General features: G+C 62.1%; 6 protein-coding genes and 1 riboswitch. Of the genes, 1 reads left to right on the top strand and 5 read right to left on the bottom strand.

The window, feature by feature from the left end; all coding sequences use genetic code 11:
* Positions 1-2 precede the first annotated feature (2 nt).
* The 3 genes from ACODR9_RS02140 to cbiB all read right to left on the bottom strand — a co-directional run bounded on the left by ACODR9_RS02140 (position 3) and on the right by cbiB (position 3,303).
* Positions 3-1,061, bottom strand: coding sequence for a HoxN/HupN/NixA family nickel/cobalt transporter (locus ACODR9_RS02140; RefSeq protein WP_488807358.1), 1,059 nt, complete (start codon positions 1,059-1,061; stop codon positions 3-5).
* Between the two features lie 100 nt (positions 1,062-1,161).
* Positions 1,162-1,339, bottom strand: a riboswitch (cobalamin riboswitch).
* A 43-nt stretch (positions 1,340-1,382) separates the two neighbouring features.
* Positions 1,383-2,369 (bottom strand): threonine-phosphate decarboxylase CobD, encoded by a 987-nt coding sequence (gene cobD / locus ACODR9_RS02135; RefSeq protein ID WP_488807357.1) that lies wholly within the window; start codon positions 2,367-2,369, stop codon positions 1,383-1,385.
* Positions 2,362-3,303 (bottom strand): adenosylcobinamide-phosphate synthase CbiB, encoded by a 942-nt coding sequence (gene cbiB / locus ACODR9_RS02130; RefSeq protein WP_488807356.1) that lies wholly within the window; start codon positions 3,301-3,303, stop codon positions 2,362-2,364. The genes cobD and cbiB overlap by 8 nt, the downstream gene beginning before the upstream one ends.
* A gap of 112 nt (positions 3,304-3,415) precedes the next feature.
* On the opposite strand from cbiB, the gene ACODR9_RS02125 reads away from it, so the two are divergent.
* Positions 3,416-4,879, top strand: coding sequence for a cobyric acid synthase (locus ACODR9_RS02125; RefSeq protein ID WP_488807355.1), 1,464 nt, complete (start codon positions 3,416-3,418; stop codon positions 4,877-4,879).
* A gap of 149 nt (positions 4,880-5,028) precedes the next feature.
* On the opposite strand, the gene ACODR9_RS02120 is transcribed toward ACODR9_RS02125, so the two are convergent.
* Together ACODR9_RS02120 and ACODR9_RS02115 are read right to left on the bottom strand one after the other, a co-directional pair.
* On the bottom strand, positions 5,029-7,659 hold the full coding sequence (locus tag ACODR9_RS02120) for a response regulator (protein WP_488807354.1): 2,631 nt from the start codon (positions 7,657-7,659) through the stop codon (positions 5,029-5,031).
* Positions 7,660-7,678: 19 nt separating this feature from the next.
* Positions 7,679-8,182: a putative pterin-binding protein gene (locus tag ACODR9_RS02115; RefSeq protein WP_488807353.1), complete on the bottom strand. Its 504-nt coding sequence runs from the start codon at positions 8,180-8,182 to the stop codon at positions 7,679-7,681.
* Between the last annotated feature and the right edge of the window lie 474 nt (positions 8,183-8,656).

Below are 8,656 nucleotides of genomic sequence, written 5' to 3'. Positions count from 1 at the left end.
CGTCAGCCGGCTTGTTGGCCGGGCAGGGTGTCAAAGCGTTTCCACTTGTAGATGGCGGCGGACAGTGCCCAGGTGAGGGCAAACAGTGCCACGACAAAATAGCCGAAGTGGGCCAGGTTTTCGTTAAGCATGGCCACCACATCCCAGGCACCGCCGCTGAGTTTCAGCTTGTCGGCAATCAGGCCCAGGGTTTCCAGCCCGCCTATGCACACCGCCACAATCACCGACACCAGGGTGATGGTGAGGTTGTACCACAGCTTGCGGATGGGGTTGATGAAGGCCCAGCCGTACACCTCCACCATCAGCATGCTGTCCAGCGTGTCCACCAGTGCCATGCCAGCGGCAAACAGCACCGGGAATACCATGATGTTCCACAGCGGAATGCCATCGGCGCTTTGCGAGGACGCCAGTGCAAACAGGCCGATTTCGGTGGCGGTATCAAAACCCAGGCCAAACAGCAGGCCGATGGGCAGCATGTGCCAGCTCTTGCTCACCATGCGGAACAAGGGGCGCAGCAAACGCGCCAGCAGGCCACGATTGCCCAGCAGGATGTTGAGCTGCTCCTCACATACCGGCTGACCGGCGCGGGCGCGACGGAAACTGTGCCAGATGCCGCGCAGGGCAGACAGGTTCATCGCGGCCAGTGCCAGCAGAAAGAAGGCAGAAACCCCGGTGCTGATGGCACCGCCGATTTCACGAAAACCGTTGATTTGATCCTGCAGGGCGCGGGTGGCAAACACCACGGCGGCAACGGCGGCAATCACCAGCATGGAGTGGCCGACGGAAAAGAAAAACCCCACGCACAGCGGGCGCTGGTTTTCCTGCATCAGCTTGCGCACGGTATTGTCGATGGCGGCGATGTGGTCGGCATCCACCGCATGGCGCAGGCCCAGCAGGTAGGCCAGCAAGGCGGTGCCCAGTTGAGCCGGATGGTCGGCAAAGGCGCTCAGTGCCCAGCCCCAGGCCAGCAGATTGGCAGCCAGCAGCGGCAGCAGCACCCACAGATGACGGGAGCGGCGCGGACCGGCTGACGATATTGATGTATTCAGGTTTGCTTGCATGATGCCCTCGGTGACGATACGTCGCCGCAAGCGAGGGCACTGTCCGCCAAGCAGGGCGGTACTGTGCATTCCCCCGGTACACCCCGCCCGGATTCAGCCTGCGTCGACACGTATGACGGCCGGTCTCCTGGCTCGCGCTTCTTTACCCGGCATCGCCTTCCCGGGTGGGCCGGTGGCATGTGATGCGGACTCGTCGCTTACAGTTGCGGGGGCAGCTGCGGTGTCTCACCGCATTCCCGTTTCACCCCTGGCGGGGCACCGTCATTTGAAGCGCGCATGATACGTGACAACGCAGAAAATGGGAATTCTTCCCGCTGATTTTCAAGGCTTTTCCCATTGTGCCAACGCCGCTGCCAGCCGCTGCCAGCCAGCCTCGTCCGGCGGCAGGCCAAAGCGCAGGCTGGGTCCGTCGGCAAACTGGCGTACCAGGATGCCTTTGCTCGCCAGAAAGTCGAACAAGGCCGGGCAGTGCACGCCTTGCAACCACTGGAATAGATGGCTGCCACCGGCCGGTGGCAGGCCATACTCGTGTAACAGTTGCTGCAGGCGCTGGCTGTCGGCGGCCAGTTGTCCGCGCATGGCTTGTTGCCAGCTGCTGTCCTGCAAGGCCAGTTTGACCACTTCGCGCGCCGGGCCGTTGATGCTCCACGGGCCGATGGCCTCGGCCAGTTGCTGCAACAGGGCTGGCCAGGCAAACACAAACCCCACCCGCGCCCCGGCCAGGCCAAAAAATTTGCCCACCGAGCGCAGCACAATCAGCCCCGGCAGCCCTACCTCGTCCAGCAGGCTGTGATCCGGCGTGGCGTCCATGAAGGCTTCGTCCAGTATCAGCCAGCCGCCACGACTGGCCAGCCGGGCGCGCCAGTCCTGCAACTGCTCGCGGGAAAAGGTGGTACCGGTGGGGTTGTTGGGGTGGCATAGCAGCAGCACGTCCAGTTCATCAATGACTGCATCAATGTCGTCCGGCGCATGGCGGCTAAGGCGATGGCCGTGCTGCTCCCAGTGCCAGGGGTGTTCGGCATAGCACAAGGGCAACATGCCCACCCGGCAGGGCGGGCGCAGCGTGGGCAGCAGCTGGATGGCAGGTTGCGACCCGGCCACCGGCAGCAACAGCGGGCTGCCGTAGTACTCCGCTGCGGCTTGCTCCAGCCCGTCGTCCTGTTCCGGCAGGCGCTGCCAGCTGCGCGGGCTGCAGGCTGGCACTGGCCAGCCTTGCGGGTTCAGCCCGGTGGACAGGTCCAGCCAGTCCGCTACCGGAATACCGTATTGCGCTGCGGCACGCAGGATGCCGCCTCCATGTTCAAGCATGTGTGACGCTCCAAAAAATGCTGCCGCCCAGCAAGGCCAGTGCTACCCACAGCCACAGGCTGCGCTGCACCAGCGCGATGGCGCGGGCGATGTCCTCGGCTACCGGCGCGCGTTGCAGGCCCAGGGTGGGGCGTTGCTTGAGTTTGCCGTGATAACTGGCGGCACCGCCCAGCAGCACACCCAGCGCCCCGGCCCCGGCTGCCATCACCGGGCCGGCATTGGGGCTGTACCAGGTGGGGGCCTGGGCGCGCCAGCACTGCCAGCCCTCGCGGGTGTGGCCCAGCAGGATGTAAGTCAGCGCGGTGAGGCGGGCGGGAATCAGGTTGAGCACATCGTCAAAGCGGGCGGCAGCCCAGCCAAAGTGCAAAAAGCGCTCGTTGCGGTAGCCCCACATCGCGTCCAGGGTATTGGCGGCGCGGTACAGCACCACGCCGGGCGCGCCCAGTAGCAGAAACCAGAACACGGCGGCAAAGATGGCATCGCTGCCGTTTTCCAGCACCGATTCGATGGTGGCGCGCGCCACGGCGGTTTCGTCCAGTTCGCTGGTGTTGCGGCTGACAATCATCGACACCTTGTAGCGGGCCAGCGGCAGGTCGCCAGCGCGCAGCGCATCCAGCACCGCCTGGGCATGCTCGCGCAGGCTTTGTGCGCCAATGGCCAGGTACAGCAGCACTACCGAAGCCAATTGGCCCAGCCAGGGCAGGCGCGAGAGCCCGCAGGCCAGGCCGGTTAGCGGCAGCAGCAACAGGCTGATGCCCAGCACGCCGCGCAGCCGCATGCGCCACACCGGTTCGGCCTGCGGCGCGGCCGGATACAGTGCCTGCTCCACCTTGCGTACCAGATAGCCATAACCCACCAACGGATGCCAGCGGCGCAGCTCGCCCAGCAGGCGGTCCAGCAGCACCGCCAACAACAGAAAAACAGCAGAAATCACATCACACGCCTATATAATCGCCGGCTTCAGGGCAGCGGCCAATCCGGCTGCCCACGCATTGAAGAGCGACATTCTAGGGGGCTTCCCAAAAAAATGCGCGCCGGAGAACAGCATGACTGCCAAAACCATCATGATTCAGGGCACCACCTCGGATGCCGGCAAGAGCACTTTCGCCACCGGCTTCTGCCGCCTGTTGGCCCGGCGCGGCCTGCGTGTGGTGCCGTTCAAGCCGCAAAACATGGCGCTTAACAGCGCGGTGACGGTGGATGGCGGCGAGATTGGCCGCTCGCAAGCGGTGCAGGCACTGGCCTGCGGTGTGGAGCCGCATACCGACATGAACCCGGTGCTGCTCAAGCCCAATAGCAATACCGGCTCCCAGCTCATCATCCAGGGGCGGGCGGTGGGCAATATGGACGCGGTGTCCTACCACGCATACAAGCCGGTGGCGATGCAGTCGGTATTGCAATCGCACGCACGGCTGTCCACGCAATACCAGTGCATCGTGGTGGAAGGCGCGGGCAGCCCGGCGGAAATCAATCTGCGCGAGGGCGATATCGCCAATATGGGCTTTGCCGAGGCGGTGGACTGCCCGGTGGTGCTGGTGGCGGATATCGAGCGCGGCGGGGTGTTTGCCCACCTGGTGGGTACGCTGGAATTACTGTCCGACAGCGAACGCGCGCGGGTGGTGGGGCTGGTGATCAACCGCTTCCGTGGCGACCCTGCGTTATTGCAATCCGGCGTGGAATGGGTGGAGCAGCGCACCGGCAAGCCGGTGCTGGGCGTGCTGCCCTATCTCAACGGCCTGCATATCGAGGCGGAAGACAGCCTGGCGCTGAACCGTCCCCAGGCAGAGCATGCCCCGCAGCAAACGCTGCGCGTGGTGGTGCCGGTGCTGCCGCGTATCAGCAACCATACCGATTTCGACCCGCTGCGCCTGCATCCGCAAGTGGAGCTGCTGCTGGTCAAACCCGGCCAGCCCTTGCCCCCGGCTGACCTGATCATCCTGCCGGGCAGCAAGAGCGTGCGGGCCGACCTGGCCAGCCTGCGCGCTGCCGGCTGGGAAGCGGCCATTGCCCGTCACCTGCGTTATGGCGGCAAGCTGATTGGTATTTGTGGCGGCCTGCAAATGCTAGGCAAGCAGCTGCACGACCCGCTGGGCCTGGAAGGCGAGGCGGGCAGCAGCGCAGGCCTGGGCTGGCTGGCGATGGAAACCACGCTGGCTACGCACAAGCAGCTGACGCGGGTGAATGGCCAGCTGACACTGGCCGGTGCTGCGGTGAGCGGTTATGAAATCCACATGGGGGTGAGTACTGGTGCGGCGCTGGCGCGCCCGGCGGTGCGGCTGGAGGATGGCCGCTGTGATGGGGCCATCAGTGCCGATGACCAGATTCTGGCCACCTATCTGCACGGCGTGTTTGATCAGCCGGAAAGCCTGGCGGCCTTGTTGCAATGGGCCGGGCTGGCTACGCCGCAGCCGCTGGATTATCCGGCCATCCGTGAAGCGCATATCGAGCGGCTGGCCGACATGCTGGAGCAGCATCTGGATTTGACACCGCTGGCAGCCTGGCTGCCCTGAAACCACCGCTTACTGGCTGATGACCACCTTGCTTTCATCCCGGCACCCCATGAAGCATGGTGTAGCGGGGCGGCAGTAATGCCGCTGCCGGATGTGGCCATGCAGCAGGCAGTAACTTGATGAAGTTTTACATCAGCAACGGCAGATGCTCAGCCCTGACTGCTGTTGGCTGGCAGGTGGGGGCGGATTTCTACCAGCAACAACTGATGGCAGGCTTCCAGCTCCCGCAGTAGCGTGCCCAGTGCTGCAGCATCCTCCTGCTGGGCGGCGCTTTCAACGTGCTGACACAAGCTGGCAAATGGCAGGGCACCAATCGACAGGGCGGCCCCGCGCAGTGCATGGGCATAGAGGGCCATGTCTTGTGGTTTGTTGTCCGCCAGTGATTGGCGCAGCTTGTCCAGCCGCAGGGCGGCATCTCGGATGAAGGCTTGCAGCAGGGTCAGCAGGAAGTCGGCGTCGCCATCGCAATTGGCCAGGGTCTGCTGGTAGTGCAGCTGGCAGTCGGCCACCGTGATGTCGGGCTGGCTGGTTTCTTGCCCAGGGTCTTGATCCGGGTGCTGTCCGGCAAATACCCGCTCGATTTCGTCAAACAGCCGCCGGGCTTCCACCGGCTTGCTGACATAGCCATCCATGCCCGCTGCCAGGCAGCGTTCGCGGTCGCCTTTCATGGCATTGGCCGTCATGGCGACAATGGGCAGCCTTGGCAGATGGGCATCGCCTTCGTGCTGGCGGATGCGGCGGCTGGCTTCCAGGCCATCCATCACCGGCATCTGCATGTCCATCAACACCAGATCGAAGGCTTGCGCGGCAATCATGTCCAGCGCCTGCGCACCATCACCGGCCACACTAACCAGCCAGCCGCGACGGCTCAGGATAGCCTGGGCCAGCTTCTGGTTGACTTCGTTGTCCTCCACCAGCAGCACATGCCGCTGCTGTTTGACTTCCTGCACGCTGTGGCGGGTGACCAGCCGGGCCTGGTTGTCGCCCGGTTCGCCGCGCAGCTGACAGAGGGTGGCGAGCAATTCTTCCTGCGGAACCGGCTTGGTCAGGTAAGCGCCTATGCCCAGCTCCAGGCAGCGTCGGCCATCACCCCGTTCGCCAGACGATGTCAGCATGATGATGTCGGCCTGGCAGTCTTGCAGTTGCAGCTGGCGTGCCACCTCGAAACCGGACATGCCCGGCATGTGGCCATCCAGCAGGATAAAGTCGAAGGTTTGTTGTTGCAGGATGGCAAGGGCAGCAAAGCCGTCTTCGGCCAGCGTGGCCTGCATGCCCCAGTTTTTCAGCAAGGCAGCCAGCCAGCTGCGGTTGGTGGGATTGTCGTCGCACACCAGCACGTGCAGTCCGGCCAGGTCGGCGGGCGGGCGGGCTGCGGCCTGTTTGTCTGCCAGTTGCAAGGGAATGCTGAAGACAAATTCCGAACCCTGCTGTGGCCGGCTGTCTACCCGGATTTCCCCGCCCAGCAAGGCGACCAGTTTCTGTGTGATGGACAGGCCCAGCCCGGTGCCGCCATAGCGGCGGGTGGTGCTGTTGTCAGCCTGGGCAAAGGCATCAAAGATGACGCGCTGTTTTTCCGGTGCAATACCGATGCCAGTATCGCGCACCGAAAAAGTCATCAGGTAGCTATCCCCCTGCTGCTGGCCGTTGATGTCCAGCACGATCTCCCCCTGTTTGGTGAACTTCACCGCATTGCCCAGCAGATTGTTCAGCACCTGGCGCAGGCGGGACGGGTCGCTGATATAGCGGTCGGGCAGGTCGGGGGCTAGCTGGCAGATGATTTCCAGCTGGTGTTCTTCGGCCTTGAGGGCAAAGGGATAGACCGTCTGGCTGATCAAGTTGCGCAGTGAGAAGGGGAGCGACTCCAGCTCCATCTTGCCGGCATCGATCTTGGAGAAGTCGAGGATGTCGTTGATGATGGTCAGCAGCGAATCGGCGGAGGATTTGACGATTTCCAGATACTCGCGCTGTTCGGCTGTCAGTTCGGTATCCAGCGTCAGCTCGGTCATGCCGATGATGCCATTCATCGGGGTGCGGATTTCGTGGCTCATATTGGCCAGAAACGCGCCCTTGGCGACATTGGCGGCCTCGGCCTGTTCCAGCGCGCGGTCCAGCTTGCGGCTGAGCGCCTCGGCTTCCGCGCGCCGTTTTTCGCTGTGCGACAGGTTGCGCCAGGCCAGGGCGGCAATCAGCGCAGCCACCAGCATCAGCAGGGCTGCGGTGATGGCCACCATGGTGTTGAGTTCCTGCAGGCTCTGGTTGCTGGCGTTGGCGGCATCGGTCAGCTGGCTGTTGGCACCGATGGTCAGTTCGCGGATGTTCTCGACCACATTGTCCAGCTCGTTGAGCAAGGCGGTGGCTTGTGCCTGATCAAAATGATCATCATGGGCCGACAGCCTCTGGTCGGTTCGCCGCACCAGCAGTACCAGCTTGTTTATCTGCTGCTGATACCAGGCTTTGTTCTGGAACAGATTGGCGTAGCGGTAGTCCTTGAGCAGGTCGATGCGCGATACCAGGATGCTGTAGCGCAGCTGCAGTTCGTCCAGATCGGCAGCCCGGCTGGTGGCCTGGGCTACCTTGGCTGCGCCCACGGTGCGGAAGTAATCGATACCCAGCTGAGAATATACCCACACCACATTGTCCTGCCCCTGCTCGGCAAAGCGCTTCATTTCTGCCTGCTGGCGCTGATACAGCATGCCGACCACCAGCAGGGCGGCCACCATCAGAATGCCAAGCAGCCATACCTGGTTGTTGATGCGGGATTGATGCGAGAACAATGACACTAGCTAGCCTTGTAAGGGTTTATTCGACGCGGATGCGGTTAACCTGCCATACGCAGCGGGAGTAGATTTCCTTGGTGCGCAATTCCGGCTTCTTGTCGAAGGGATACATGACAAACAGCGGCCCTTTGTCGCGCACGGTCAGCACCTTGCCATTAATCTTGCGCGCCAGGATAACATCATATTTTTCCAGATCAGCCAACGGAATCTCTGCTGCGTAGTCGTTTAGGGCAACCACATAGAGTTTGCTGCCCCTGCTGCCCGCAGCCTTGAGCACATCGCGAAATAGCGGGCCTTCAAAGGTTTCTTCCTGTTTGTACCAAGGAGTGGGAACTGTCATTTTTACCTGTGGCAGTTTGTCCAGCATGGCGCTGTCGAATTGGGCATCGGCACCCCTGTTCTTTTCAGCTATCAGACCGGTGATGGTGACGATAGGGGGGCCGGCTGGTTTTTCCAGTGCCAGCGCGCAGGTGGTGTGCAGTACCAGCAGGGAAGCCAGCAGCAGGGCGTGGCGGGTATTGGCCATGGGGTGTTCCTTGGTGGATTGAACAGCCATAAGAAATGGAAACTACAGAGAATCCATTACTGATAAACATTCTACAAGCTGCTGGCAAAAAATCTATTCTTGATGATGTCGGCATTTCATTCCGGCAGCGCTGCCGGTGCTGGCCATGCCGGTTGGTTGCGGTCACGTCTTGCCGGATTTCATCTTTTCTGCGTGGTTCCCTCCGTTTGGTCATCCATCGTTTTCCTGCCTGTCTGCATGACTTGCGCGGCTTAGGCTTCGCGTACATTGGATAATTAAAAATTATTCAATCAAGAGATTTTATATATTTTCGGTATTCAAATTGCTTCCATAGACTGCAGTGGTCAGTCAGCCAATGGCCTTGAACGGTAGCCGGCTGGCTGATGTGCACTGTGCGGCATCGCCGTAGCGGCACTACCCCATGCCACCCTCGTTTGCGGTGTTCGGGGCCTAATACAGGGAAGGAAGTGAAAT

The sequence above is a fragment of the Aquitalea sp. FG25 genome (genome assembly GCF_057809375.1).
Note: the sequence above shows the minus strand (reverse complement) of the source record. Positions and strands in the feature narration are given on the sequence as shown.

Excerpts from the sequence above, each read along its gene's own strand:
- ACODR9_RS02140 (WP_488807358.1), bottom strand. The coding sequence starts at position 1,061 with ATGCAAGCAAACCTGAATACATCAATATCGTCAGCCGGTCCGCGCCGC.
- cobD (WP_488807357.1), bottom strand. The coding sequence starts at position 2,369 with ATGCTTGAACATGGAGGCGGCATCCTGCGTGCCGCAGCGCAATACGGT.
- ACODR9_RS02125 (WP_488807355.1), top strand. The coding sequence starts at position 3,416 with ATGACTGCCAAAACCATCATGATTCAGGGCACCACCTCGGATGCCGGC.
- ACODR9_RS02115 (WP_488807353.1), bottom strand. The coding sequence starts at position 8,182 with ATGGCCAATACCCGCCACGCCCTGCTGCTGGCTTCCCTGCTGGTACTG.